Source organism: Lysobacter koreensis (assembly GCF_042677045.1).
Lineage (GTDB): Bacteria > Pseudomonadota > Gammaproteobacteria > Xanthomonadales > Xanthomonadaceae > Lysobacter_K > Lysobacter_K koreensis.
This window is the reverse complement of record NZ_JBHTIH010000007.1, coordinates 242,488-268,380: the sequence shown is the minus strand read 5'-3', so window position 1 is coordinate 268,380 and position 25,893 is coordinate 242,488. Positions and strand designations below refer to the sequence as shown.

Below are 25,893 nucleotides of genomic sequence, written 5' to 3'. Positions count from 1 at the left end.
ACGGGATAGCTGCGGATATACGAAGAATTCAGTAACGCGCCACGTGCGAATCGGCGAACTCCGTCCAGCCCTCGATGCCGCCGTCGATGTTGAACAACTGGCGGAAGCCGAGACCGCGGAAATGCTCGGCCGCCTGCGCGCTGCGCTGGCCGTGGTGGCACAGGAATGCGAGCGGCGTGTCCTTCGGCAAGGCTTCCAGTTGCGCGAGCGCATCGCCGTCCAGCGTTGAGAACGGCACGTTGACGCTCGCCAGCGCGCGCTCCTCGGGCGGACGCACGTCAACCAGTTTCAGCGTGCCGGCTTTGACTCGCTCGGCCGCTTCGACCGGCGACAGCGCGGTCACTTTCGGCGGCGCGTTCGGATTGTCGATCACCAGCCCGCGGCCGCGCTCGTCGTCGGCCCAGTCGATCGTCAGGCCCTCGGCGCGGTGCGCGCTGGCCAGGTCGAACTGCGCGCGCAGGCCGTCGTGCTCGACTGCGATCGCGCGGGCATCGACCGGCGCCAGCTGCAGCTTGGCGTTGAAGCGCGGGTCGACCTCGACCTGCAACGCGTAGCCGTCGCCGGCGTTGGCCACGGCCTCGCGCAGCATCTGCGCGGCAGCCGCGGTGATGGTGATGCGCGGCGGCGTGCGGTCCGGTTCGGGCAGGCCGAGCGCGGTGTTGAGCTCGCCGGAGTTGGCCATCTGCTCGATGATGTCGCTGCCGCCGACCAGCTCGCCGCCGATGTAGAGCTGCGGGATCGTCGGCCACTGGCCGTAGGCCTTGATGCCTTCGCGGATTTCCGGGTCGGCGAGCACGTCGACGTGGGCGAAGTCGACGCCGAGCGCGCCCAGCGCGCCGACCGCCTTGGCCGAGAAGCCGCACTGCGGCGCGCCCGGTTCGCCCTTCATGAACAGGACGACTTGGTTGGAAGCGAGCAGCGATTCGATGCGCGCGCGCAGGGCGGGGTCGAGCGACATGGGGCAGGTCCGAAACGATCTGGGGGCCTGCCAGTTTACGCCGCGTAGCAAGTCCCTTTTCGGGACGCCCCGAAGGAAGTCCCCTTGGGGTACGCCGCGTAGCAAGTCCAGTCGGACGCCGGCAAGGTAGTCCTTCGCCCCTGGGTAGGAGCGGCTTCAGCCGCGAGCTTCTGTCCCTCGCGCTCACCGCAAGAAGCTCCGCTGCGGCTAGCGGATCGAAAAGCTCGCGGCTGAAGCCGCTCCTACGCGGCGAAGCCCCCTTCGTGACACGCGCGAATTCCTTGAAGCCCGCCGCGCGACCGCTGAAACGCGCATGGCATCATCCCGGCATGGCCGTTTTCCCCCCGCACCGCCCGCCGCGCCGTCCGCATCTGTGGCTGTGGTGCCTGCTCGCCTCGCAATTGCTGGTGGCCGCGATCTGGTGGCGTTTCGGTTGGCACTGGGGTCTGCCGGCGCTGCTGGCCTCGCACCTGCCGTTCGCGTGGGCGACGCTGAAGGCCGACTCGCCGTGGTTCAGCCCGGTGTTGACGCGGCTGCCGACCGACGCGCGCGCGGTGTGGTTGACGATCGACGACGGCCCGTCGGAAGAAACCCCGGCGATCCTCGACCTGCTCGACGCGCACGCCGCCAAGGCGACGTTCTTCGTGGTCGGCGCGCGCGCCGCGGCGCGGCCGCAGCTGGTGCGCGAGATCGCGCGCCGCGGCCACACCCTGGGCAACCACAGCCACTCGCATCCGTCGGCGTGGTTCTGGGCGCTGCCGCCGGCGCGGATGCGCGCCGAGGTCGCGCAGACCCAGGCGCTGCTGACGCAGCTCACCGGCGCGCCGCCGCGCTGGTTCCGCGCGGTGGTCGGCATGGCCAATCCGTTCGTGGCCGCGGCGCTCAAGCCGCACGGCCTGGCGCGGGTGGCGTGGTGCGCGCGCGGCTTCGATGCGGTCGCGGCCGATCCGGCGCGGGTGGTGGCGCGCATCGAGCGCGGCCTCAAGCCCGGCGCGATCGTGCTGATGCACGAAGGCGCCCGCCACGGCCGCAATGTTGAGACGCTGGCGTTGCTGCTGCGGCGGCTGGACGCGCTGGGTTATCGCACGCTGCTGCCGGAAACGCTGGAAGGCGCGGCACCTGTCGATGCCGGCGCACGCGCCGCGGCTTCGGGCGTTTCGCCCTAGGCAGCGGCAACGGCAACCGCAAATCTCCCCCCAGCCCCTCTTTTTCAAAGAGGGGAGTCAGGCGAGGTCAGGCCGGGGACTTCGTCGCCACGATCCGCCAGTTGTTGAACGGGGTATTGCCGTACAGCGGGGTGAACTGCGCGCTCAGGCCGGCGGCGGCGAACTTCGCGCGCAGGGCCTCGGCATCGGGGTAGCGGCGCGGCCCGGCGTTCATCCAGCCCAGCACGCGCGAGAACACGTCGACCGCGCGGGTGATGCGCGCGCGCCGGCCGCCGTCGTCCAGCCCGGTGCGGATCACCAGCCGCGCGCCGGGCACCAGCATCGCGATCGCCGCGTCGAGCGTGCGTTCCTGCGCGTCGGGGGCGATGAACTGCAGCACGTCGAGGATCGCAACGCTGCCCTGGTGGCGGGGCAGGGTGCGGGCCAGGTCGACGGTCTCGAATTCGACCGCCTGCAGCCCGCTGCGCGCGGCGGCGCGCTGGGCGCGCGTGATCTTGCCGGCGTCGTTGTCGACGCCGCGGTAGGGCAGGCCGATGCCATCGGCGCGCAACGCATGCGCGAGCAGGCCCAGGCCGCAGCCCAGGTCGAGCAGCGGCGCGTCGCTGCCGCGCAACGCATCGCACACGCCCGGATACAGCGGGTCGCTGCCCAGCTTGCTGCGCGCGTAGAAGTAGTCCCAGCGGCTGCCGAGCGGGCGGGTTGGCGCGAACGCGCGCGCGATCGCCTGCGCGCGGTCGCCGCGCAGCGGCCGCGTCGGCACGAGGGTGTCGTTCAACGCGGCGGCGCCAGCAGGTCGCGCGCGACCGGCAGCGCGAGCGCAGTCCACTGCGCGTACATCGCCGCGGACGGGTGCAGGCCGTCGTCGGCCAGCATCGCCGCCTCGCCGCCGTGCGCGCGGCTGGCCGCGGTGATGTCGACGAACGCGACCCCGTGCTCGCGGCACAGCGCCTGTGCCGCGGCGTTGAAGGCGTCCAGCTCGGCGGCGATCTGGGCGCGGTCGGGGCGCGGCTGCGTCGTCCCGGAGCGCGTCGCGAACGGGGTCACGCCCCAGTCCGGGATCGACAGCACCAGCACGCGCTCGGCGCGCCCGCCAGCGAGCTTGATCGCGCGCGCCAGCAGGTCGACGAACTCGGCGCGGTAGTTGGCCACGCTGCGGCCGCGGTACTGGTTGTTGACGCCGATCAGCAGGCTGACGAACTGCCATTCGCCCAGCGGCTGCGCGGCGTCGATCGCGGCGGTCAGTTCGTCGGTGGTCCAGCCGGTGGTGGCGATGATGCGCGGGTCGGCCAGCGCGATGCCTTGCGCGCGCAGCGCCGTGGCCAGCTGCACCGGCCAGCGGCCGGCTTCGGCCACGCCTTCGCCGATGGTGTAGCTGTCGCCCAGTGCCAGGTAGCTGATCGTCATGGGGTCCTCGTGCGCGCGTGGCGCGCTGGTATAGGCGGGTGGCATGCCCAATGCGCTGCAGCCGGCGCCGAGCAGCGCCAGCGCGGCCAGCGGCTTACGCCACTGCGGCACGGTTGGCGAGGGTCTGCGCCGACGCGGCTTCGGCCTGGCGCTGCACGTGCCGGTCGAGCACGCGCTCGATGCGCGCGAACACCTCGCGCACGACCTCCGGCTGCGGCAGCAGGGTCACCCGGAAGTGGTTGCGGTAGGGCACGTTGAAGCTCGAGCCGGGCACCACCAGCACGTCCTCGGTCTCGAGCAGCTCGAGCGCGAACGCGTGGTCGTCGAAACCCTGCGCCGCGGCGCCGACCACCGCCGGGAACGCGTACAGCGCGCCGGCCGGGGCGACCAGCTCCAGGTGCTGGCTGGCACCGATCGCGTCGATCACCGCGCGCCGGGTCTCGTACAGGCGACCGCCGGGCGCGCACAGCGGCGCGATGGTGTTCTCGCCGTGCAGGGCGGCGTCGATCGCGAACTGGCCGGGCACGTTCGCGCACAGGCGCAGCGCGCCGAGCAGGTCCATCGCGTGGTGGAAGTCGCCGGAGACCAGCGGGTCGCCGGACAGCACCGCCCAGCCCACGCGCCAGCCGCAGGCGCGGTGGACCTTGCTCAGGCCGCCGAACGACAGGCACGGCAGCTCGCCGGCCAGCGGCGCCAGCGGCTGGAACTGGGTGTCGTCGTAGACGATCGAGTCGTAGATCTCGTCGCTCATCAGCAGCAGCTTGTGGCGCTGCGCGATCGCGACGATCTTCTCCAGCAGCGCGCGCGGGTAGGCGGCGCCGGTCGGGTTGTTCGGGTTGATCAGCACGATCGCGCGCGTGCGGCTGGACACCAGCGCCTCGATCTCCTCCGGGTCGGGCAGGAAGCCGTTCTCCGGCGCGCAGCGGTAGTAGACCGGGCGGCCGTCGTTGAGGATCGTGGCGGCCGACCACAGCGGGTAATCGGGCGAGGGCAGCAGCACCTCGTCGCCGGGGTTGAGCAGGGCACGCAGCGACAGGTCGATCAGCTCGCTGACGCCATTGCCGACGAACACGCGCTCAGGCGAGGCGTTCGGCGTGCCGCGCTGCCGGTGGAACGCGGCGATCGCCTCGCGCGCGGCGGGCAGGCCCTGCTGGTGGGTGTAGGGGTCGGTGTCGGCGATGCCGTCGACGATCGCGCGCTGCAGGTGCTCGGGCGCGCGGAAGCCGAACGCGCCGGGGTTGCCGATGTTGAGCTTGATCTGCTTGCGGCCCTGGGCCTCGAGTTCGCGCGCCCGGCGGGCGAGTTCGCCGCGGATCTCGTAGCGGACTTCGGACAGGCGTTCGCGGGTCTTGAGCGGGGGCAGGGACATTGCGGTGCGGTGGGGGCGGCAAAGGGATGGGCCAGCCTAGCCGAAGGACCGGGCGGAATCACGGGGCCGGATCACAGGCCGGCTTCCGCCGGGCAGCCGCGCGAAGTGGGGCCACGGGGTGGCGCAGGGCTAGAATCCCCGCATGACCCTGCCCCGCCCACGCGTTTGACCCCCGAACTGTCCGCCCTGCAGGCGATCGGCTGGCCGCTGGCCGCGGACGGCCTGTCGCCGGTCCCGGCCTGGCGCGAGGCCCTGGCCGCGCACCTGCAGGCCCGCCCGGCGCGGGTGGTCGAACAGCACCGCAGCGGCTACGTGGTCGCCGACGGCCCCGAGCGCAGCTTCACCGTCGAATCGCTGCCCGAGTGGCAGCGCCCGCGCTTCCCGCCCGAGCAGCGGCCCGGGGTTGGCGACTGGGTGCTGATCGAGGGCGGCAGCGAGGCCGAAGGCGGCGAACCTACCGACGACCGGCCGCAGGCGCGCAAGATCGTCGCCCTGCTGCCGCGGCGCAGCGCGATCAAGCGCGGCGCCGCCGGCGAGCACTACAAGCAGCAGTTGATCGCGGCCAACATCGACACCGTGTTCATCGTCTGCGGGCTCGACGCCGACTTCAACCCGCGCCGGATCGAGCGCTACCTGCTGCTGGTGCGCGGTGGCGCGCAGCCGGTGGTGGTGCTGACCAAGGCCGACCTGGCGATGGCCGCCGATGCGCAGGCACTGCCCGGCGCGGTCGCGGCGCTGGTCGAGCTGGCGGCGCAGGAGATCCCGGTGCGCGCGGTCAACGCCAAGGACGCCGACAGCGTGGCCGCGCTCAACCCGTGGCTGCAGCCGGGCCACACCGTGGTGCTGGTCGGTTCGTCCGGCGCCGGCAAGTCGACCCTGACCAACAGCCTGCTCGGCAGCGACCGGATGAAGACCGCCGCGGTGCGCGAGAGCGACGACCGCGGCCGCCACACCACCACCCACCGCGCGCTGATCCCGCTGGCGTCCGGCGCCTGCCTGATCGACACGCCCGGCATGCGCGAGCTCAAGCCGACCGGCGAGGAGGACGTCGCGGAGAACTTCGGCGACGTCGAGGCGATCGCCGCGCAGTGCCGGTTCCGCGACTGCTCGCACGAACGCGAACCCGGCTGCGCGGTGCGCGAGGCGATCGAGGCCGGCAAGCTCGACCCGCAGCGCTTCGCCAACTACCTCAAGCTCAGCGACGAGGTCGCCGGCGCCGCCAACAAGCTCGCCAACCGCCGCGCCGAGAACGCCGCCGCGAAGGTGCAGGGCAAGGCGCTCAACAAGCGCCTGGACGACAAGTATGGGCGGCACTGAGCGCGACGATTCCTCTGTGCCCGCCGCGGGACCAATGGCCCCGCCAGTCGCCGCGCCGCCGCTTGCGTCGCCAGTCCCCGCGCTGCCGCCGGCCCCTGCACGCGCCGCGGACGCCAGCAGCGCCGTCGACGTCGTCGATGCGCCGGTCGAACCGGCCCAGGCCGCCGAGGAGGCGGCCCGCGCCGCGTCACTGGCGTCGCGTCGGTCGGCGAAGCCGATGGCGCCCGAGATCGCCCACCACGCCGCGCTCGACGCGCGCATGGTCCGCGCCGCGCGCGGAATCAAGCTGCTGTCGCTGGCCAGCTGGCCGGCCGGGATGGAGGTGCAGTTCCTCGCCGACTACGCGCGCGGGACCGCGACGCTGCCGCAGGTTGCGTACCCGCGGCAGGATTTCAGTGACGTTTGCCGCGAGCTCGACGCGATCGCCACCGAGGCCGACGCGCAGCACCCGCTCGGCCAGTATCTGATCGAGTCCGCGCGCAGCTGGGCGATCGCCGCGCAGCTGTGCGAGGTACTCGGCACCACCGCGGTCACCGAGCACTCGATCCGCCTGTACGGCAAGCCCGACGAGCCGCTGCCCGGCAACGGCCCGACCACGCGCGAGGCGGCGCGGCACTTCATCTCGATCGCCGACGAGCTCGACCACGAGCTGATGTCGCCGGCCGAGCACGTGTCGATCTCCGCCACCGCGCTGCGCCTGCAGCTGCAGCGCGACCTCGACGACTACTTCGATGCGCGCGTGATTGAGGTCGTGCTCGACCCCGACCTGATCGCCAAGGCCGCCGCCGGCGCCACCCGCATCCGCCTGCGCAGCGGCGCGGCGTTCAGCGACTACGACCGCGACCAGCTGCTGCAGCACGAGGCGTTCGTGCATTCGCTGACCGCGCTCAACGGCCGCGAACAGCCGGTGCTGCAGAGCCTGTCGCTGGCCTCGCCGCGCACCACCGCGACCCAGGAAGGCCTAGCCACGTTCGCCGAGCAGATCACCGGCAGCATCGACATCGGCCGCATGAAACGCCTGAGCCTGCGCATCGAGGCGGTGGCGATGGCGCTCGACGGCGCCGACTTCATCGAGGTGTTCCGCTATTTCGTCGCCGCCGGGCAGTCGCGGGAGGACAGCTTCGCCTCGGCCCAGCGCGTGTTCCGCGGCGTGCCGACCGGCGGTGGCGCGGCGTTCACCAAGGACACGGTGTACCTGCGCGGCCTGGTCGGCGTGCACACGTTCTTCCGCTGGGCGTTGCGCCAGCAGAAGCTGCAAACCTGCCGCTGGCTGTTCGCCGGCAAGATGACCCTGGCTGACGTGCAGCGCTTCGAGCCGCTGTTCGAATCCGGCGTGCTGCTGCCGCCGCGCTGGCTGCCGCACTGGCTGTCGCGCGCGAACGGGCTGGCCGGGATGCTCGCGTTCTCGCTGTTCGCCAACCGCATCCGCCTGGACGCGATCGCCAACAGTGACGGGTTTCTCGATATCTGAAGAGCGGAAACCCCGTTCCTCCTTGTGACACCCCCGCACCCAAGCCGTCGCGATGCGAGGCTAGAATCCCCTTTCCCCTTGCAGTGCCCCACGCCATGTCCAACGACAACGACCTGAAAGACTCCGAACTGAAGCAGGCCGCGCTCGAGTACCACCGCCTGTCGCCGCCGGGCAAGATCAAGGTCGTCGCGACCAAGCCGATGGTCACCCAGCGCGACCTCGCGTTGGCCTACTCGCCCGGCGTGGCCTATGCGTGCGAGGCGATCGTCGCCGACCCCAACGCCGCCAGCGAACTCACCGCGCGCGGCAACCTGGTCGCGGTGATCTCCAACGGCACCGCGGTGCTCGGCCTGGGCGACATCGGACCGCTCGCCGGCAAGCCGGTCATGGAAGGCAAGGGCGTGCTGTTCCAGAAGTTCGCCGGCATCGACGTGTTCGACATCGAGATCGACGAGCGCGACCCCGACAAGCTGGTCGAGATCATCGCCAGCCTCGAACCGACCTTCGGCGGCATCAACCTGGAGGACATCAAGGCACCGGAGTGCTTCATCGTCGAGCGCAAGCTGCGCGAGCGGATGAAGATCCCGGTGTTCCACGACGACCAGCACGGCACCGCGATCATCGTCGGTGCCGCGGTGTTCAACGCGCTCGAGATCGTCGGCAAGAAGATCGAGGACGTGAAGCTGGCGACCAGCGGCGCCGGCGCGGCCGGCATCGCCTGCCTCGACATGCTGGTCGCGCTGGGCATGAAGCCGGAGAACATCCTCGCGGTCGATCGCGACGGCGTGCTCTACACCGGCCGCCCGCACCTCGACCCAGACAAGGCGCGTTACGCGCGCGACACCGACAAGCGCTCGCTGGCCGACATCGTCAATCGGGCCGACATCTTCCTCGGCCTGTCCGCCGGCGGCGTGCTCAAGCCGGAGATGGTCGCGACCATGGCCGACAAGCCGATCATCCTCGCCCTGGCCAACCCGTATCCGGAGATCCTGCCGGAGGACGCGAAGAAGGTCCGTCCCGACTGCATCATCGCCACCGGCCGCTCGGACTACCCGAACCAGGTCAACAACGCGCTGTGCTTCCCGTACATCTTCCGCGGCGCGCTCGATGTCGGCGCGACCGAGATCAACGAGGCGATGAAGCTCGCCTGCGTGCGCGCGATCGCACAACTGGCGCGGATGGAGGCCGGCGACCTGGCCGCCGCGTACGGCAGCGAAATCCCGACCTTCGGCCCCGAGTACCTGATCCCGCGCCCGTTCGACCCGCGCCTGCTGGTGATGCTGGCGCCCGCCGTGGCCAAGGCGGCGATGGACTCGGGCATCGCCACGCGCCCGATCGCCGATTTCGAGGCCTACAACGAGAAGCTCGGCCAGTTCATCTACCGCACCGGCCTGCTGATGAAGCCGGTGTACGAGCGCGCGCGCGCTGACCGCAAGCGCGTGGTCTACGCCGAGGGCGAGGAGGAAACCGTGCTGCGCGCGGTGCAGACGGTGATCGACGAGCAGCTGGCAATGCCCATTCTGATCGGCCGCCCGGACGTGATCCAGGCGCGCATCGAACGGCTCGGCCTGCGCATGCGCGAGGGCGTGGATTTCGAACTCACCAACATCAACTCCGACCCGCGCTTCGACGACTACTGGCAGCAGTACCACGCCCTGACCGAGCGCCGCGGCGTGACCCCGGCGGCGGCCAAGAACCTGCTGCGCTCGCGGCCGACCCTGATTGCGGCGCTGATGGTCGAGCGCGGCGAAGCCGACGCGATGATCTGCGGCCTGGTCGGGCGCTTCCACAAGAAGCTGGGCTACCTGCGCAGCGTGTTCGACTTCGACAAGGGCGTGGTCGGCACCGCCGCGATGACCGGCGTGATCAACGACCAGGGCGCGTGGTTCTTCCTCGACACCCACGTCCAGCTCGACCCTAGTGCAGAACAGATCGCCGAAGCCACGCTGCAGGCCAGCTACCGGCTCAGGCTGATGGGCATCGAGCCCAAGGTCGCGCTGCTGTCGCACTCCAACTTCGGCAGCCACGACAACCCGTCGGCGGCGAAGATGCGCAAGGCGCGCCAGATCATCGCCGCGCGCATGCCCAAGCTCGAGGTCGACGGCGAGATGATGGCCGACACCGCGTGGGACGCCGAACTGCGCCAGCGCATCTTCCCCAACACCACCCTGACCGGCCGTGCCAACCTGTTCGTGATGCCGAACCTGGACGCGGCCAACATCACCTACAACATGATCCGGGTGATGACCGACGGCGTCGCGATCGGCCCGATCCTGATGGGCCTGGACAAGCCGGCGCACATCCTCACGCCGGCCTCGACGCCGCGCCGGGTGATCAACATGACCGCGATCGCGGCGGTGGATGCGCAGATTCGAGCGGCGCGCGACGCGAAGCAGTGAACCACCCCCGCGTCACTGTCCTGCTGCTGACGTACAACACCGCCGAGCTGGTCGAGGCGGCGATCGCCGGCGCGCTGGCGCAGACCGTGCCGTGCCGGATCCTCGTGTCCGATGACGCCTCTCCCGACGGCACCGGCGAGCGCATCGAACGCGCGCTGGCCGGCTACGACGGCCCGCACGAGGTGCGGGTGTTCCGTAACCCGGCCAACCTGGGTCTGGGCGCGCACCTGTCGGCGCGCATGACCGATGCCTGCGGCGAGATCGTGGTGCTGATGGCGGGCGACGACGTGTCGTACCCCGATCGCGCGGCGCGGATGCTCGAGGTGTTCGACGCCGATCCGGCGGTGATGGTCGCCGGCGGCGGCTACGACCGGGTCGACGACGACGGCCACGATCTCGGCCTCAGCCATGCGCGCGTGCCAGCGCGCTTCGACATCCACCACTTCGCCAATGCCGGCCGCTTCACCACCCTGCTCGGCGCGTCGATGGCGTTCCGGCGCGAGGTGTTCGAGCGCTTCGGGCCGCTGCGCGCGGTGGTCGAGGACAACGCGCTGACCATGCGCGCGATGCTGCTGGGCACGGGCGTGCAGTTGCCCGCGCCGCTGATCCGCTACCGCATCAGTTCCAGCAGCCTCAGCGGCTGGGTGTTCGCCAAGGGCGACCGCTCCAGTGAGGCGTTCGTGCGCCGCTACCGGCGGATGATCAGGATGTACCGCGACGTCGCCGACGACCTCGACCATGCGCTGACCCGCGTCGACGGCCTGCCCGCCGATCGGGTCCGGGCGGGGCGGCAGCTGGCCGGCATGTACCGGCTCGAAGCGGAGCAGCGCGAGGTGATCCTCGACCGGCCGCGCCGCGAGTGGATCGCGCCGCTGTGGCGCGGCCTCGCGCGCCCCGGCCTGCGTCGCAAGAGCCTCGAGCGCGCGGCCAAGCTGCTGCTGCCGCGCGCGTGGTTTGGCGCGGGCTAGCGGTCTGCCGCGAAGCCGCTCCTCCCAACTTCTCCCTTCGCCATGCGAAAGGGGAGGAGCAGGCCGGGGTCCTCACGTTCTGGATTTGCTCCCTCCCTTGCGCAGCAGGGGAGGGTTAGGGGAGGGGTGCTGTTCGCCGGCTGCAGCAAAAGCCAAAAGCGACCCCCTCCCAACCTCCCCCTTCGCTACGCGAAAGGGGAGGGGCAGAGCGACCGCACGCTTTTGACCTGCTCCCTCCCTTGCCAAGCAGGGGAGGGTTGGGGAGCGGTGCTCTTCGCCGTCTTCAGCAAAAGCCAAAAGCGACCCCCTCCCAACCGTCCGGCCCGCAGGCACAGCCTGCGGGCATTCGTCGGTCCGCAAGCCAGTGGCTTGCAAGCGGCCCGCCTCATCCCTCTTCGCTACGCGAAAGGGGAGGGGCAGAGCGGGGTCCTCACGTTCTGGATTTGCTCCCTCCCTTGCGGCAGGGGAGGGCTGGGGAGGGGTGCTCTTCGCCGGCTGCAGCAAAAGCCAAAAGCGACCTCCGCCCAACCTCCCCCTTCGCCATGCGAAGGGGGAGGAGCAGAGCGACCGCACGCTTATGATCCGCTCCCTCCCTTGCAAAGCAGGGGAGGGCTGGGGAGGGGTGCTCTTCGCCGGCTGCAGCAAAAGCCAAAAGCGACCCCCTCCCAACCTCCCCCTTCGCTACGCGAAAGGGGAGGAGCAGAGCGACCGCACGCTTATGACCCGCTCCCTCCCTTGCGCAGCAGGGGGTGATGAACCGCGTTTTCGAACCGCCAGTGGCAGTTCGTGCGGTGAAGAACGCCCGGGAGGGCTGGATGTGCTGGGAGGGGTGCTCCTCGCCGGCTGCAGCAAAAGCCAAAAGCGACCCCCTCCCAACCTCCCCCTTCGCTATGCGAAAGGGGAGGAGCAGAGCGGGCGCGCGCTGATACCGCCTACTTCCGCTCCGCCGCCGTCGCATCGCGCGCCGCGCGGAACTCCGATTCGGTGCCCCAGTTCGGCCAGCTCTCGGCGTTGGCCAGCTCGCTGCCCACCGCATAAAGCAGCTGCAGGTCGCGCGCCATGCCGGTGAACGGCCAGGCGGCTTCCCAATGGTCGGCGGGCTGGTGGTAACGCTCGGCGGTGTAGGCCTTGCCCATTGCCTCGCCGGCTGCGACGCCACCGTCGACATGGTCGTTGCCCGAGCCGAACGAGATCGCCGGCACGCCGCGCTTGGCGAACGGGAAGTGGTCGGAGCGGAAGAAGTAGCCCGCTTCCGGCTTCAGGTCGGTGCTGTACTCGCGGCCCCAGCGCTTGGCGGTGTCGACCAGCGCGTCGAGCAGGTCGACCTTGGCGCTGCCCGAGGTGGTGAAGTTGCGCGTCGGCCCATGCGGATTCAACGCGTCCATGTTGAGCACGGCGACGGTCTTGCCCAGCGGGTACAGCGGTTTGGACGCGTAGTACTCCGAGCCCAGCAGGCCCTTCTCCTCGGCGGTCACCGCCAGGAACACCACCGACCGCTCCGGCTTGGCCTTGGCCTGCGCGAACGCGCGGCCCATCTCGATCAGCGCGGCGATGCCGGTCGCGTTGTCGACCGCGCCGTTGTAGATGCGGTCGCCGGTCGCGTCGGGCTGGCCGACGCCGAGGTGGTCCCAGTGGCCGCTGTAGATCACCGTCTCGTCCGGGCGCTGGCTGCCGTCGATGCGGCCGACGATGTTCTGCGAAGTGATGACCTTGGCGTCGACCGCGTAGTCGGCCGAGAAGGTGGTGCCCTTCAGTTCCACCGGCTTGAACCCGCGCGTGAGCGCCAGTTTCTTCTGCGCGTCGAAATCCAGGCCGGCGCGCTTGAACAGGTCGACCGCGAGGTCGCGCTGCATCCAGCCTTCCATCTGCGGATGCGCCTTGCCGGGCTCGTCGCGGACCACGTCGAACATGGTGTTGGTGTTGGAGTTCTTGACCGTCGCCCAGCCGTACGACGCCGGCTCGGTCTCGTGCACGATCAGCAGGCCGGCCGCGCCCTGGCGCGCGGCTTCCTCGAACTTGTAGGTCCAGCGGCCGTAGTAGGTCATCGCCTTGCCGCCGAAATCGCCCTGACCAGCGGCAACGCCGGGCTTCTCGTAGTCGGGGTCGTTGATCAGCACCACCGCGATCTTGCCGCGCAGGTCGACGCCCTTGAAGTCGTCCCACTTGCGCTCCGGCGCCTTGACGCCGTAGCCGACGAACACCAGCGGCGCATCGACGATCGACACCTGCCTGGAGCCGTCCATCGCCGCGCGGATCGCGACTTCGCTGCCCTGGGTCAGGACTTGCTGCTTGCCGCCGACCTTTAGCGACAGCGTCGGCGTGCCGGTGATCTCGGCGCGCAGCAGCGGCACCGCCTGGGTCCACAGGCGCTTGCCGTCCTTGAGATCGCCGCCGGGCTGAAGCCCGGCAGCCTGCATCTGCGCGGACACGTAGTCGATGGTTTTTACTTCGCCCGCGGTCGCCGGGCCGCGGCCCTCGAACTCGTCGGACGCCAGCGTCTTGACCGCCTCGGACAGGCGTTGCGGATCGAAGGTCGGCGCGTCGGCGGCGTGGGCCGGTGACAGCGCCAGCGCGATGGAGACGGAGAGCAGCGAGGCAGCCAGGAGCTTCATGCGGGACCTGTCGGGGAGCCAGTCGGAGTGCGGCCGATACTAGCAGCGGCGCGCTTTGCCGGATCGGCCGTTACTCGCCCAGCAGGTCCTGCACCAGTGCGGGCAGTAGCCGCAGTTCGTCCTTGGGCACCGAGCCGTCGGCCTCTGGCAGCTGGTAGTAACCCAGCGACCCGGTCAGGAAAACGAAGCGCGCCGTCGGCGCATGCGCGCGCACCAGTTCCAGCACGCGCGCGCCGTCGAAGCCGGGCAGGTTGAAGTCCGACAGCACCAGGTGCGGCGCGAACGCTGCCAATGCCTGCAGCACCTCGGCTTCGGTATCGACGCGCCGGCATTCCACGTCCAGGCCGGCGTCGGCCAGCATGATGCAGGTCAGCTCGGCGTCGTCGGGCGAGTCCTCGACCAGCAGGATTCGCCAGCGCACGCCGGCGCGAGCGATCAAGGCGTTCACTCGCCCTGCGGAGGTTCGTTGAACACTGCCCAGAACTTGCCCAGCGCCTTCACCGCCTCGAAGAACTGGTCGACGTCGACCGGCTTGACCACGTAGGCGTTGACGCCAAGGTCCCAGCTGCGCGCCAGGTCGTTCTCCTCGCGCGACGACGACAGGATCACCACCGGGATGCGGCGCAGCTGGGTGTGGGTGCGCAGCTCCTGCAGCACCTCCAGCCCGTCCATGCGCGGCATCTTGATGTCCAGCAGCAGCACCGCGGGGTCGCCCTTTTCGCGGTCGGCGAAGCGGCCGCGGTACAGCAGGTAGTCCAGCGCCTCGACGCCGTCCTCGACGTGCACGATCGGGTTGACCAGGTTGGCGTCGCGCAGCGCGTCGATCGCCATCTCGGCATCGGCGGGGCTGTCTTCGGCGAGCAGGATGGTGCGGATGGGGTTCATGGCAGGGTCTCGTTGGAAGGATGGTCGAGCGCGGCGGGCAGGGTGAAGTGGAAGGTGGCGCCGCGTTCGGGTTCGGCTTCGGCCCAGATCCGGCCGCCATGGCGCATCAGCACCCGGCGCACACTGGCCAGGCCGATGCCGGTGCCGGGGTAGTCGCTGGCCTTGTGCATTCGCTGGAACACGCCGAACAGCTTGCCGGCGTAGGCCATGTCGAAGCCGGCGCCATTGTCGCGCACGGTGAAGTGGTGGCCGCCGTCGTCGGCGGGGTGGTGCTCGACTTCGATCACCGCCGGTTCGCGCTTGGCGCTGTACTTGACCGCGTTGCCGAGCAGGTTCTGCCACACCTGGCGCAGCATGTTCTCGTCGGCCACCAGCATCGGCATCGGCGCGATGCGCCATTCGATGCGGTGGTTGGGGTTGTCGTTCTTGGCGTTGGAGTCGAGCAACGCGCGCGTCTCGGCGACCAGCGACTGCATGTCCACCGCCTGCAGCCGCAACGCGCTGCGGCCCAGGCGCGAGTACACCAGCAAGTCGTCGATCAGCGTCGCCATGCGCTTGGCCGAGCTGCCGATCACGCCGATGTAGTGGCGGCTCTTCTCGTCGGCGTCGTCGCCCAACTGGCGGGCGAGCTTGTCGGCGAACCCGGAAATATGCCGCAGCGGCGCGCGCAGGTCGTGCGAGACCGAATAGCTGAATGCCTCCAGCTCGCGGTTCACGTCCGAGACCTGGTCGACCTTGCCTTCCAGCTGGCGGTTGAGCTCGACGATGCGCTGCTCGGCGGCCTTCTGCGCGGTCACGTCGCTGGCGGTGATCAGCACCACGTGGTCGCTGCTGTCGGGCAGCGGCATCTTGCGCGCGTTGACCAGCATCGTGCGCTCGATGCCGTCGACCGTGCGCTGCGCCAGTTCGTGATCCCACAGCTCGCGTCCGCGCGACACCACGTCGCCCAGCCGCTGCAGGGTCTCGGCATTGTCCCAAGCGCCATCGCCGACCTGCGCCAGCGGCGTGCCGATCGCGTCGTCTTGGTTGATCCCATACAACTCGGAGAACGCCGCGTTGTGCATCACCACGCGCAGCGTGGCATCGGCCAGCACGATCGGCTCGCGCACGGTCTGCAGGATCGACTGCGCGCGCGCGCTGGCCTGGGACGCGTCGCGCTCGGCCTCCACGCGGCGGGCCAGCTGCCGGCGCGAGAAGTAGGTGACCAGCCCCAGCAGCACCAGTTGCGCCAGCATCGCGCCCCAGGTCAGCAGCGCGGTGCGCTGGCGCAGACGGTCGGCCTGCGCGAGGCGCGCGGCCAGCAGGGCCGTCTCGGTGGCGATCACCTCATCGGCGATCGCGCGGATCGGGTAGCGGGTGACGATCGCCTCGACCAGATCGCGCGACTGCGCCGTGTCCGTGCCGCCCGCCAGCATCCGGTCGACCAGCACCCGGCGCTGGTCGATCGTCGCCCGCAGCATCCCGATCCGTACCTGCTGCTCGGGGTTGTCGCGGGTCAGCCGGGTGATCCGGTCCAGCCCCCGCGGGATCTCGCGCCCGCTGTCGCTGACGCGCCGGCGCACGTTCGGCGTGTCGATGCCGACCGCCAGCGCCATCGCGCCCGACTCGCGGTTGCGCACGTCGTACAGCAGCGTGTGCACGGCAGCCTCGACCTCGCGGGTGTGGGTGACGCGGGCCTCCGCATCCAGCGTGCGCTCGGTCGCGATGCGTACCAGCACGAACGGCGCCACCACGATCAGCAGGATCGCCAGGGCCAGCAGGGGCAGTCGCAGGCGGGAGGCGGTGTCGCGGACAGGCGTGGCGTTGGGCATGCGGCGTTCATGGCGGCGGAGGGAGCAGGGCGTGGTGGTGCCCCCGGACGGCCCTGCGCATGATGCACGCCGGGGTGGATCTGGCCGCTGGAGATGCGCACGCAATCTACGCAACCGCGCCGTGACGGCTTGTGAAGGCCTCGTGATACCAAGGCAGTACGGTAGACCCTCGGCTAGAATGTTCGCTCTAACGACAGCACGCGCGATGAGGGCATCCAGCGGCCCCATGCCCCCCGGAGTACGCAATGAGCCAGACGGAACCAACCCCGATCACCGACCTGCTGCAGGCCGACCCCGACCCGACCGAGACCCGCGAGTGGGTCGAGTCGGCCGAGGCCGTCATCGCGCGCGAAGGCCCGCAGCGCGCCCACCAGCTGATCGAAAGCGTGGTCGAGGTCACCCGCCGCGCCGGCGCGCACCTGCCGTTCTCGCCGACCACCGACTACATCAACACCATCCCCGCGCACCTGGAGGCCAAGAGCCCCGGCGACGCCGCGATGGAATGGCGGATCCGCTCGCTGATCCGCTGGAACGCGCTGGCGATGGTGGTGCGCGCCAACCGCAAGCCCGGCGACCTCGGCGGCCATATCGCCAGCTTCGCCTCGGCGGCCACCCTCTACGACGTCGGCTTCAACCACTTCTGGCGCGGCCCCGAGGGCGACCACCCCGGTGACCTGATCGGCATCCAGGGCCACAGCTCGCCGGGCATCTACGCGCGCAGCTTCCTCGAAGGCCGCATCAGCGAAAGCCAGCTCGACCACTTCCGCATGGAAGTCGACGGCCGCGGCATCTCCTCCTACCCGCACCCGTGGCTGATGCCGGACTACTGGCAGGTGCCGACCGTGTCGATGGGTCTGGGCCCGATCAGCGCGATCTACCAGGCGCGCAACTGGAAGTACCTCGAAGGCCGGGGCCTGATGCCCAAGACCGACCGCAAGGTCTGGGCGTTCCTCGGCGACGGCGAGACCGACGAGCCCGAATCCCTCGGCGCGATTTCCGTGGCCGGTAGAGAAGGCCTCGACAACCTGGTGTTCGTCATCAACTGCAACCTGCAGCGCCTCGACGGCCCGGTGCGCGGCAACGGCAAGATCATCCAGGAGCTCGAAGGCCAGTTCCGCGGCGCCGGCTGGAACGTGATCAAGACCGTCTGGGGCAGCTACTGGGACCCGCTGCTCGCGCGCGACACCAGCGGCAAGCTGCGCCAGCTGATGATGGAAACCGTCGACGGCGAGTACCAGAACTGCAAGGCGTTCGGCGGCAAGTACACGCGCGACAACTTCTTCGGCAAGTACCCGGAAACCGCCGCGCTGGTCGCCAACATGAGCGACGACGACATCTGGCGGCTCAACCGCGGCGGCCACGACCCGCACAAGGTGTTTGCGGCCTACGACCAGGCGGTGAAGACCACCGGCATGCCGACCGTGATCCTGGCCAAGACCGTCAAGGGCTACGGCATGGGCACCTCGGGCGAGTCGCTCAACCCGACCCACGGCACCAAGAAGATGGACGACGACGCGGTGCGCGCGTTCCGCGACCGCTTCAACATCCCGGTCAGCGACGCGCAGCTGGCCGACAGCGCGGTGCCGTTCTACCACCCCGGCGCGAACTCGCCGGAAGTCGAGTACATGGTCGAGCGCCGCCGCGCGCTCGGCGGCTTCCTGCCGCAGCGCCGCCGCAAGTCGGCCGAGTCGCTCGAAGTGCCCAAGCTCGAAACCTACGAGCGCCTGCTCAAGGACACCGGCGAGCGCGAGATCAGCACCACCATGGCGTTCGTGCAGATGCTCAACATCACCCTGCGCGACAAGCAGGTCGGCCCGCGCTGCGTGCCGATCGTCGCGGATGAAGCGCGCACGTTCGGCATGGAAGGCCTGTTCCGCCAGATCGGCATCTACTCGCCGCACGGCCAGAAGTACAAGCCGGTCGACCGCGACCAGCTCATGTACTACCGCGAGGACACCGCCGGTCAGGTGCTGGAGGAGGGCATCACCGAGTGCGGCGCGTTCTCGTCGTGGCTGGCCGCCGCGACCAGCTACAGCACCAACGACCTGCAGATGCTGCCGTTCTACATCTACTACTCGATGTTCGGCTTCCAGCGCATCGGCGACAGCGCCTGGCAGGCGGCCGACATGCGCGCGCGCGGCTTCCTGCTCGGCGCGACCGCGGGCCGCACCACGCTCAACGGCGAAGGCCTGCAGCACGAGGACGGCCATGGCATGGTCCAGGCCGGGCTGATCCCCAACTGCCGCAGCTACGACCCCACCTTCAGCTACGAGGTCGTCACCGTCATCCAGCACGGCATGCAGCGCATGCTCGCCGAGCAGCGCGACGAGTACTACTACGTCACCCTGATGAACGAGAACTACACCCACCCGGCCATGCCCGAAGGCAGCGCCGAGGGGATCATCAAGGGCATGTACCTGCTCAAGGACGCCGGCAAGGCCAAGAAGGGCGAGCTGCGCGTGCAGCTGCTCGGCAGCGGCACCATCCTGCGCGAGGCGATCGCCGCCGCCGACCTGCTCGACAAGGACTTCGGCGTCAGCGCCGATATCTGGAGCTGCCCGAGCTTCAACGAGCTCGCCCGCGACGGCTTGGATGCGTCGCGCTTCAACCGCCTCAACCCGGAAGCCAAGGCCCCGCGCAAGGCGTACGTGACCGAGCTACTGGAAGGCCGCCAGGGCCCGGCCATCGCCGCGACCGACTACATCCGCGTCTACGCCGACCAGATCCGCGAGTTCGTGCCGATGCGCTACACCGTGCTCGGCACCGACGGCTTCGGCCGCTCCGACACCCGCGCCAACCTGCGCCGCCACTTCGAGGTCGACCGCTTCCACATCGCCCACGCCGCCATCGCGGCGCTGGCGGCGGAAGGCAAGATGACGGCCAAGGACGTGGCGCGTGCGATCAAGCAGTACAAGATCGACAGCGACAAGCCAAACCCGATCACGGTGTAAGTGCTCTTAGCCCCCTCCCTTGCGAAGCAGGGGGCGAGGAGGAGCGCTTGCGAGCCACCGGCTCGCGCTCCGACGAGCGGCCGCAGGCTGCGCCTGCGGACCGGACGGGCTGAGGAGGGGTAAGGCGGCCGCAGGCCGCTTTCTTCATGTCCGCAACCCTACGGACCATGTCTCCCATAGTTGACGAGATTGTCAACCAAGGGATACATTGCCCGCATGGAGATCCGTCGCACCCAGGAGTTCGACAAGCGACTCAAGAAGCTGGCCGACGCCAACGCGAAGACCCGCATCGCGATCACCATCCAGAAGATGGAAGACGGCAACTTCGGCGACTCCAAGTCGGTGGGCGGTGGCGTGATCGAAGCCCGCATCCACTACGGCCCGGGTTACCGCGTGTACTACACCCGTTACGGTCAGGAAATCGTCGTGCTGTTGTTGTGCGGTGACAAGGCGAGCCAGCCGGCAGACATCACCCGCGCCAGGGAAATGGCGAGCGAATTTTGAAACGACTGCCCTCACGGAGGGAGCAGGCCATGGCCATCAAGACATCCAAATTCGACGCCGCCGACTACCTCACTTCGCCAGCGGACATCGAGGCCTACCTCGAAGCCGCGCTCGAGGAGAACGATCCGGCCTTCTTCCAGAAAGCACTCGGCACCGTGGCGCGCGCGCAGGGCATGCAAGCCGTCGCCGACAAGTCGAAAGCAACCCGAGCTGGCTTGTACAAGGCATTGAGCACGGAAGGCAATCCGGAATTCGCGACTGTGTATCGCGTCATCGGCGCGCTCGGTTACCGGCTCACCCTGGAGAAAGTCGTTCGGGCTTCAAAGCCGGCGGCCAAAAAGCGACCAGCGCCCAAGACGGCCGCAGTCAAGAAAACTTCGGCGCGAGTCCAGCAGCGGGTTTGACGTCACTGTGACTCTTGCCGCCAACGACAACATCCGCGTCTACGCCGACTCCGATTGGCGTTTGAAGGCATAGCAGGCACCACGGCATGGCGATCACGCTCGACCATCTGCGCCGCTATGCCGTGGCCCGCACGCTGTTCAAGCCGACCACGCTCGCGCGTGCGATCGACAAGCTGGGCTTCGTGCAGGCCGACCCGATCCGCGCGCCGGCGCGCGCGCAGGACCTGACGCTGCGCCACCGCGTCGCCGGCTACCGCGCCGGCGACCTCGAACGCCGCTATCCGAAGCTGCCGCTGGAAGAAGACTTCTTCGTCAACTACGGCTTCCTGCCGCGCGCGCACTACGAGCTGATGCACCCCCGCACGCCGAAAGCGGCGTGGACGCCCGCGCGCTGGAAGCAGGCGCGCGCGGTGTGGGACTTCATCGCCGAGCGCGGCGCCGTGCATCCGCGCGAGGTCGACGCGCACTTCGCCCACGGCAAGGTCACCAACTGGTTCGGCGGCTCGTCGAACGCGAGCACGCAGCTGCTCGACGGCATGCACTACCGCGGCCTGCTGCGCGTGGCGCGTCGCGACGGCGGCACGCGCGTCTACGCGACGCGTGCCAGCGACGCCGCGCCGGCGGACGCCGCCACCGCGAGCCAACGCATGGACGCGCTGGTGGACGTGGTGGTGCGCAAGTACGCGCCGCTGCCCGCGTCCAGCCTGGCGCAACTCGTCCGGCAACTGGGCGGCGGCGCGCCGCAATGGGAAGCGCAGCGGGCGGCGGCGCTGGCCCGCGCGAAGCAGCGCCTCGGCCATGCGCGCGTGGACGGCATCGACTGGTACTGGCCCGTCGACGACAACCCGGCCGCGGCGCGCTGGAAGCCCGACCAGGCGGTGCGCCTGCTGACGCCGTTCGACCCGGTGGTCTGGGACCGTCGCCGCTTCGAGATCCTGTGGGACTGGACCTACCGCTTCGAGGCCTACACCCCCGCGCCCAAGCGCAAGCTCGGCTACTACGCGCTGCCGCTGCTATGGCACGACCGCGTGATCGGCTGGGGCAACGTGAGCGTCGCCGACGGTGCGCTCAGCAACAGCTTCGGCTACACCAGCGGCCGCGCACCGCGCGACGCCGCATTCCGCGCCGGGCTGGAGGCTGAGCTGGCGCAGATGCAGAGCTTCCTCGGTTTTTAGCCCCGCGTAGGGACATCCTTTGGGTGGTAACGTGAGGGCATTGGAACGGCGGTAGTTACGACACCCGCGCCGACCTGCGCCGGCACTTCGAGCATCGATGCGAAGAAGCCGAATCCTATTGAGTTGTAGAAATTTCTACGTCGCTAGTTTGAATCCAAGTGATTTACATTGACCGACCAAGAAAGCGCACACGCCCTTCGCAACGTAACCGCCACGATAGTTACGGTAATCACTAGGCGAAGGTAGAGTGCACATTACTTTTTCGGACAAGGCGATACGCGATATCTGCGAGCGAGAACGCATAGCGCGTCAAAGCTTAGGCCCTGTGGTTAGCGGAAAGCTCATGGATCGACTGGCTGACTTGAGAGCGGCAGATAGTCTGCTCGACATGCCACTTGGGCCGCCCCACGCCAATCCCACTTGTAGCGATGAGTATTTGGTAGAGGTGGCGCACGGGTTCCACCTCGTTGTTCGCCCAAAGCGATCGTCAGCCGACGAGGGAGGCAGTCACGAGATGCATCTTTCCAAGATCGACAGCATAAAAGTCCTCCGGATCGAGCAGCCATGATTGATCAGACGCACTTCGCTCCAGATTGGGCATCGCCTCCGGGACGCACAATCCAGGCTCTGCTCGATAAACGCGGCGTCATGGCTGCGGACCTTGCCGGCCGGCTTGAGATTTCCTTGAGTAGCTTGCAAGAGCTGCTCGATGGTACTTATCGAATAACTGATGAACTGGCCGACCAGTTGCAGGTCCACTTGGGAGCCACGGCGCGGTTCTGGAAATCCAGAGAAGAGCAGTTCCGTACTGCAGAGGCGATGCCCGAAATATCCACCGACGCGCTTGCGGATCGGATTCCCCTACGAGACATGATTCGATTCGGATGGTTAGATCGTTTTCGCCGCGACGACGGCGAACTGGCTGCCGCACTGCGCTTCTTTGGTTTGAAAACGCCCGGTGAGTTCAATGCGAAGTACGAAGGATTGACTGCTGCGTTGGCATTCCGAAGATCCGCATCCTTTGAGGTCAAACCTGGTTCATTAGCCGCGTGGTTTCGAGCAGCCGAAATACAAACGGAGAGTGCAGAGTGCGCGGATTGGAACCGACCTCTTTTTGTAGAGGCGCTTTCGAAAGCCCGAGCACTAACGCGTGAGAGGGATCCAGCTCAGTTCATTCCTAGGCTCCGAGATATATGCGGGGCTGCAGGCGTGGTTGTCGCGATAGTGCGGGCGCCCACGGGTTGTCCTGTCAGTGGTGCGACCTTCTTCTCAAATCCACGGAGAGCCGTAATCCTCCTAAGTGCGCGACATCTCACCGATGACCATTTCTGGTTTAGTTTCTTTCATGAAGCTGGCCATGTTGTTCTGCATGGCGAAAACACCATCTTTGTAGAGACTGACTCAAGCGATTTCGGCAACAAAGAGCAAGAGGCGAACGAATTTTCATCGAGCCTACTAGTCCCCGGCTGCCATCAACAAATGCTAAGAACGTTGGCGCCAACAAAGTACGACATTGTCCGTTTTGCGCGTCTCGTAGGTGTCTCGCCGGGAATCATCACCGGACAGCTTCAGCACCTCGGATTGTTGCGAAGGAATCAGTTTAATTTCCTCAAACGGAAATACAAGTTCAATGCTAGCCTCGAAAGGCAATGAATTTGTCAGGGCTCTTTTGCCAATTGCAAATTGAATCCTCCATTACCTGCATGTTCACGCCCAGCTCGGTGCCTAAGGCAACTACAGCTGCGTCGTACCGAGCTATCGACGATAGTTTTCCAAATAGAAGTTTGCTGCCCGTAAGTGGACCCGTCGCTCCGCTCATGTATGCACTATCGGGCTCAATATTCGCTAAGCCTAGCTTTCCGATCATGGTTAGGTAGTCGAACTTAGCGATGCGTCCAAACGACCGGACAGCAGACATGCTCGCGTAAAGAAGACGAAATGCCTCCCTTGGTTCGCCCAGGCTTTGTTGAGACGCTGAATTGAATAGGCGCTGATGGCCGTTTGCCGCGTCAATCCAGCCTACATAAGTAGCCACTGCAGACCCAGTTCCATTCTCCGACCAGGCATCAATCGAAACGTATTTTCTGTGGTTGCTGAATCTGCGGATGATGCCGTCGCTTCCTTTCAATTGTGGACTGTTCGCGGACAGCCAATTGCGAAATCCAGCAACGTCACTTGAGACCTCGGCCCAGCCCCAGACTCCGCCGTCTCCGAGGCGCCCATAAATATCCTTTGGGTACTGCCACGCGGAACGCAAGCTTTTCCCGAAGTGAACCGAGAGAAAGACCTGCCAGCAGGCTTCATCGATACTTCCTTCGGTGGCGAATAGAACCGCAGCTCTCAGCGGGTCGTACATCTCCGAAGACGGGTTTCGCCTCATTTCAGATATAGGCCGCTTTTTCATTGCTTGAACGAAATCAATCCGACGAATGCTTTCTATAATTTGCTCAACAAGCACTTCTCTAGCTGATTGATCTTCGATGCCAGGCAGAAGCCCGTGAGCCTTCTCATACGTAGCTAAGCGCGCGTCAAGTTGAGTGGCTAATCGTCTATCAGCAGGCCGCACTCTGTCTCTCCCTAGAAAAACTACCTACCCACTTTGACAGATTCTTTATCACATCAGACGTTACGCCAAAACTGCTCTGAATATTATGGTTAAAGCCGATGACCTTTATACTTCGATCGACGCTATGCCCTCTGATCTCCGTGATGTTGCCCTCATAGCAAAGTCCCGCAACATTGCTAGTCGCGCGTCGAGGGAGATCAAGCTCGGTTTTCTTGAACGCTGAAAGTTCGAGGTTGAATATGCGGGATACCGCGTTTACAACCGAACTGCCGTTCAAAATTAATAGCTCAATCTCCGATGCCGCTAAGGCTGCACCCAGAGTGTCGCCCGCTTCGGATAGCAGGGCGTTCTTCTGCCTACCGGTTAGGGACATCCATTTCTCGCCGGTGGCGTAGGGGATTATGTCTAGGTGGCACGCAGGATTAAGAGTGTTGTAGTAGGAGCTGCCGGTTTGAGATATCAGGGCTTCAAGCTTGTTAAACCAAAGACCATACGGCCTGTTTGAGAAGTAGCCGAGCCCGTGCTCGAGGAGGCAGTCGATGTCTTGGTCATCACAATCGGCCCAGCTTTTCCTTCCAAGTGAGCGGAGGGTGGGGAATCGCCGGTCAGTGCCCTCTAGTTCTTGTCCTACCTCATCAACAAACTCTCTATTGCTAGGGTTAATCCCCACTGTAGCCACCTTGGCTCTCTCAGCGTCGCCAAAGAAGACGATGGGACTAGCCCATGGAATGACGCCGCACGAGAACAGGCGCTCCTCGGTCAATCTCATTACCGATCTCTTGACAATGCTTCTCAATTTGCAAGCTCTGCATCTGAGTCGGGAAAAAGAGGTCTTTGAACCGGGGCACTAGCGAGGCGCTGTTGCACTCCTCGTCTTTTGTTCTCGATGTACTGATCGTAGATTTTGGATGTCATTTTTTTCATCTGTCTCGCCATGCCTCGGGGGTCGCTGTCCCGAGAGAATCGGTATATTCGTAAGAGTCTCGCCAAGTCTTTCCAGTATGGCTCCAAATCTACTGAATCTAGATCTACCTTTTTCTTTCGTCTGATCTTTGATTCCACTTTCAGGAAGTGCTTGACGGCCTCAAACTGATTTCCTACTGGCATCGGTGGCATTTGCACCGTTTCATGAAGACCATCTTCGACATAAGCTTGTGCGGCTTCAATATGGTCCTCATACAAATGAAGACTTCCCACGACATGCTTGTAGGTGCCGATTTCTACGCCGACCGCTCTCGCAATGAGTTCTTGAATCATCGTAAATGCGAAAACATCGTGAGGAAGCCCCAAGTATGCGTCGTTGGAACGCATCATAGTAAAGGCGTGGAGTTTTTTTTGCCGCACCATGAACTGAATGCTGCACGTGCATGGCACTTCGCGTGTGTTTTTTAGATCGGCCGCGTCGAATATCTGGATAACGGCTCGACGCGTGTTCTGTCGCTCTCGTAGAAGTTTAATTATGTTGGCGACCTGATCTTCGCCTCGAAAATTAAACATTCGTGGCCCGTATGCGCCTGAGATAGTCTTGTTGTCTGCGGATTCTTTCTTGTAGGCGGCGACATAGTACGTGATGAAGGCAAGAGAGTCAGTCTTGGCAAGGTACCAAGCAAGCTCCCCTAAGCAGCTGAATATTTGACTGCGACGGGCAGTTCTGCTCAGCCGCGCGCGAGGATTTGTTAGATGAAGGATTACGCCGGTTTTCTCGAGTGTGACGCCTCTCGTGGCTTGTAGGCCGCGACCCTTCTTTGCTAGCAACTTTGTTAGTACCCGATGGAGTAGGTCGTCCAACGTCTCGGCTTTTAGGTACATGATTCGCCCCCGCGAACAAGCCCACAATACGGCCGGGCGTCAGTATTTTGGTAAGTAAAGCGGGATTAGAGGACGCCACTTTTCTAATGACCGCTCCAGCCTCGACGAATATTTCTGCGTCGAC

General features: G+C 66.8%; 21 protein-coding genes. 10 read left to right on the top strand and 11 right to left on the bottom strand.

Going from position 1 to position 25,893, the window contains the following annotated elements; genetic code table 11:
- Nucleotides 1-28: 28 nt before the first annotated feature.
- The gene (grxD, locus tag ACFQZQ_RS13360; protein ID WP_386813388.1) at nt 29-958 is read right to left on the bottom strand and encodes a Grx4 family monothiol glutaredoxin; all 930 of its coding nucleotides are present in this window, start codon (nt 956-958) and stop codon (nt 29-31) included.
- Nucleotides 959-1,287: 329 nt separating this feature from the next.
- Between grxD and ACFQZQ_RS13355 the strand changes: the two genes are divergently transcribed.
- Entirely contained in the window at nt 1,288-2,124 is an 837-nt protein-coding gene (locus ACFQZQ_RS13355; protein WP_386813387.1) for a polysaccharide deacetylase family protein, read from the top strand.
- Between the two features lie 67 nt (nt 2,125-2,191).
- On the opposite strand, the gene ACFQZQ_RS13350 is transcribed toward ACFQZQ_RS13355, so the two are convergent.
- The 3 genes from ACFQZQ_RS13350 to ACFQZQ_RS13340 all read right to left on the bottom strand — a co-directional run bounded on the left by ACFQZQ_RS13350 (nt 2,192) and on the right by ACFQZQ_RS13340 (nt 4,897).
- The gene (locus tag ACFQZQ_RS13350) at nt 2,192-2,899 is read right to left on the bottom strand and encodes a methyltransferase domain-containing protein (protein ID WP_386813385.1); all 708 of its coding nucleotides are present in this window, start codon (nt 2,897-2,899) and stop codon (nt 2,192-2,194) included.
- On the bottom strand, nt 2,896-3,528 hold the full coding sequence (locus tag ACFQZQ_RS13345; RefSeq protein ID WP_386813488.1) for an SGNH/GDSL hydrolase family protein: 633 nt from the start codon (nt 3,526-3,528) through the stop codon (nt 2,896-2,898). Before ACFQZQ_RS13345 ends, ACFQZQ_RS13350 begins: the two co-directional genes overlap by 4 nt.
- Nucleotides 3,529-3,622: 94 nt before the next feature.
- On the bottom strand, nt 3,623-4,897 hold the full coding sequence (locus ACFQZQ_RS13340) for an aminotransferase class I/II-fold pyridoxal phosphate-dependent enzyme (protein WP_386813384.1): 1,275 nt from the start codon (nt 4,895-4,897) through the stop codon (nt 3,623-3,625).
- A gap of 165 nt (nt 4,898-5,062) precedes the next feature.
- Between ACFQZQ_RS13340 and rsgA the strand changes: the two genes are divergently transcribed.
- From rsgA to ACFQZQ_RS13320, 4 genes are all read left to right on the top strand, one after another.
- Nucleotides 5,063-6,214, top strand: a complete 1,152-nt coding sequence (rsgA, locus tag ACFQZQ_RS13335; RefSeq protein WP_386813383.1) for a ribosome small subunit-dependent GTPase A — start codon at nt 5,063-5,065, stop codon at nt 6,212-6,214.
- Between the two features lie 217 nt (nt 6,215-6,431).
- On the top strand, nt 6,432-7,685 hold the full coding sequence (locus ACFQZQ_RS13330) for a flavohemoglobin expression-modulating QEGLA motif protein (RefSeq protein WP_386813487.1): 1,254 nt from the start codon (nt 6,432-6,434) through the stop codon (nt 7,683-7,685).
- Between the two features lie 95 nt (nt 7,686-7,780).
- Nucleotides 7,781-10,084, top strand: coding sequence for an NADP-dependent malic enzyme (locus ACFQZQ_RS13325; protein ID WP_386813382.1), 2,304 nt, complete (start codon nt 7,781-7,783; stop codon nt 10,082-10,084).
- A complete protein-coding gene (locus ACFQZQ_RS13320; protein WP_386813380.1) occupies nt 10,081-11,052 on the top strand; it encodes a glycosyltransferase family 2 protein in 972 nt (323 codons plus the stop codon). The genes ACFQZQ_RS13325 and ACFQZQ_RS13320 overlap by 4 nt, the downstream gene beginning before the upstream one ends.
- Before the next feature lie 932 nt (nt 11,053-11,984).
- Here the strand turns inward: ACFQZQ_RS13320 and ACFQZQ_RS13315 are convergent.
- The 4 genes from ACFQZQ_RS13315 to ACFQZQ_RS13300 all read right to left on the bottom strand — a co-directional run bounded on the left by ACFQZQ_RS13315 (nt 11,985) and on the right by ACFQZQ_RS13300 (nt 16,360).
- A complete protein-coding gene (locus ACFQZQ_RS13315; protein WP_386813379.1) occupies nt 11,985-13,664 on the bottom strand; it encodes a M28 family metallopeptidase in 1,680 nt (559 codons plus the stop codon).
- A gap of 70 nt (nt 13,665-13,734) precedes the next feature.
- Nucleotides 13,735-14,112 carry a response regulator gene (locus ACFQZQ_RS13310; RefSeq protein ID WP_386813378.1) on the bottom strand — a complete coding sequence of 126 codons (378 nt, stop codon included), beginning with the start codon at nt 14,110-14,112 and terminating at the stop codon, nt 13,735-13,737.
- The gene (locus tag ACFQZQ_RS13305; RefSeq protein WP_386813376.1) at nt 14,109-14,549 is read right to left on the bottom strand and encodes a response regulator; all 441 of its coding nucleotides are present in this window, start codon (nt 14,547-14,549) and stop codon (nt 14,109-14,111) included. The genes ACFQZQ_RS13310 and ACFQZQ_RS13305 overlap by 4 nt, the downstream gene beginning before the upstream one ends.
- On the bottom strand, nt 14,546-16,360 hold the full coding sequence (locus tag ACFQZQ_RS13300) for a sensor histidine kinase (protein ID WP_386813375.1): 1,815 nt from the start codon (nt 16,358-16,360) through the stop codon (nt 14,546-14,548). The genes ACFQZQ_RS13305 and ACFQZQ_RS13300 overlap by 4 nt, the downstream gene beginning before the upstream one ends.
- Before the next feature lie 245 nt (nt 16,361-16,605).
- On the opposite strand from ACFQZQ_RS13300, the gene aceE reads away from it, so the two are divergent.
- The 5 genes from aceE (at nt 16,606) to ACFQZQ_RS13275 (ending at nt 23,047) form a co-directional block, all read left to right on the top strand.
- Complete coding sequence (gene aceE, locus ACFQZQ_RS13295; protein WP_386813373.1) at nt 16,606-19,311, top strand: pyruvate dehydrogenase (acetyl-transferring), homodimeric type; 2,706 nt, start codon at nt 16,606-16,608, stop codon at nt 19,309-19,311.
- A gap of 216 nt (nt 19,312-19,527) precedes the next feature.
- Entirely contained in the window at nt 19,528-19,815 is a 288-nt protein-coding gene (locus tag ACFQZQ_RS13290) for a type II toxin-antitoxin system RelE/ParE family toxin (protein WP_386813371.1), read from the top strand.
- A 29-nt stretch (nt 19,816-19,844) separates the two neighbouring features.
- On the top strand, nt 19,845-20,219 hold the full coding sequence (locus ACFQZQ_RS13285; protein WP_386813370.1) for an addiction module antidote protein: 375 nt from the start codon (nt 19,845-19,847) through the stop codon (nt 20,217-20,219).
- Nucleotides 20,220-20,305: 86 nt separating this feature from the next.
- Nucleotides 20,306-21,394, top strand: a complete 1,089-nt coding sequence (locus ACFQZQ_RS13280; RefSeq protein WP_386813369.1) for a DNA glycosylase AlkZ-like family protein — start codon at nt 20,306-20,308, stop codon at nt 21,392-21,394.
- A gap of 564 nt (nt 21,395-21,958) precedes the next feature.
- On the top strand, nt 21,959-23,047 hold the full coding sequence (locus tag ACFQZQ_RS13275) for an ImmA/IrrE family metallo-endopeptidase (protein WP_386813367.1): 1,089 nt from the start codon (nt 21,959-21,961) through the stop codon (nt 23,045-23,047).
- Here the strand turns inward: ACFQZQ_RS13275 and ACFQZQ_RS13270 are convergent.
- The 3 genes from ACFQZQ_RS13270 to ACFQZQ_RS13260 are packed head-to-tail and all read right to left on the bottom strand — an operon-like array spanning nt 23,028 to nt 25,748.
- Entirely contained in the window at nt 23,028-23,960 is a 933-nt protein-coding gene (locus ACFQZQ_RS13270; protein ID WP_386813366.1) for an alpha-glutamyl/putrescinyl thymine pyrophosphorylase clade 3 protein, read from the bottom strand. The two genes, ACFQZQ_RS13275 and ACFQZQ_RS13270, sit on opposite strands and share 20 nt — an antisense overlap.
- Nucleotides 23,947-24,729, bottom strand: coding sequence for a hypothetical protein (locus ACFQZQ_RS13265; protein WP_386813364.1), 783 nt, complete (start codon nt 24,727-24,729; stop codon nt 23,947-23,949). The genes ACFQZQ_RS13270 and ACFQZQ_RS13265 overlap by 14 nt, the downstream gene beginning before the upstream one ends.
- A 23-nt stretch (nt 24,730-24,752) precedes the next feature.
- Nucleotides 24,753-25,748 carry a thymidylate synthase gene (locus tag ACFQZQ_RS13260; protein WP_386813363.1) on the bottom strand — a complete coding sequence of 332 codons (996 nt, stop codon included), beginning with the start codon at nt 25,746-25,748 and terminating at the stop codon, nt 24,753-24,755.
- Nucleotides 25,749-25,893 lie beyond the last annotated feature (145 nt).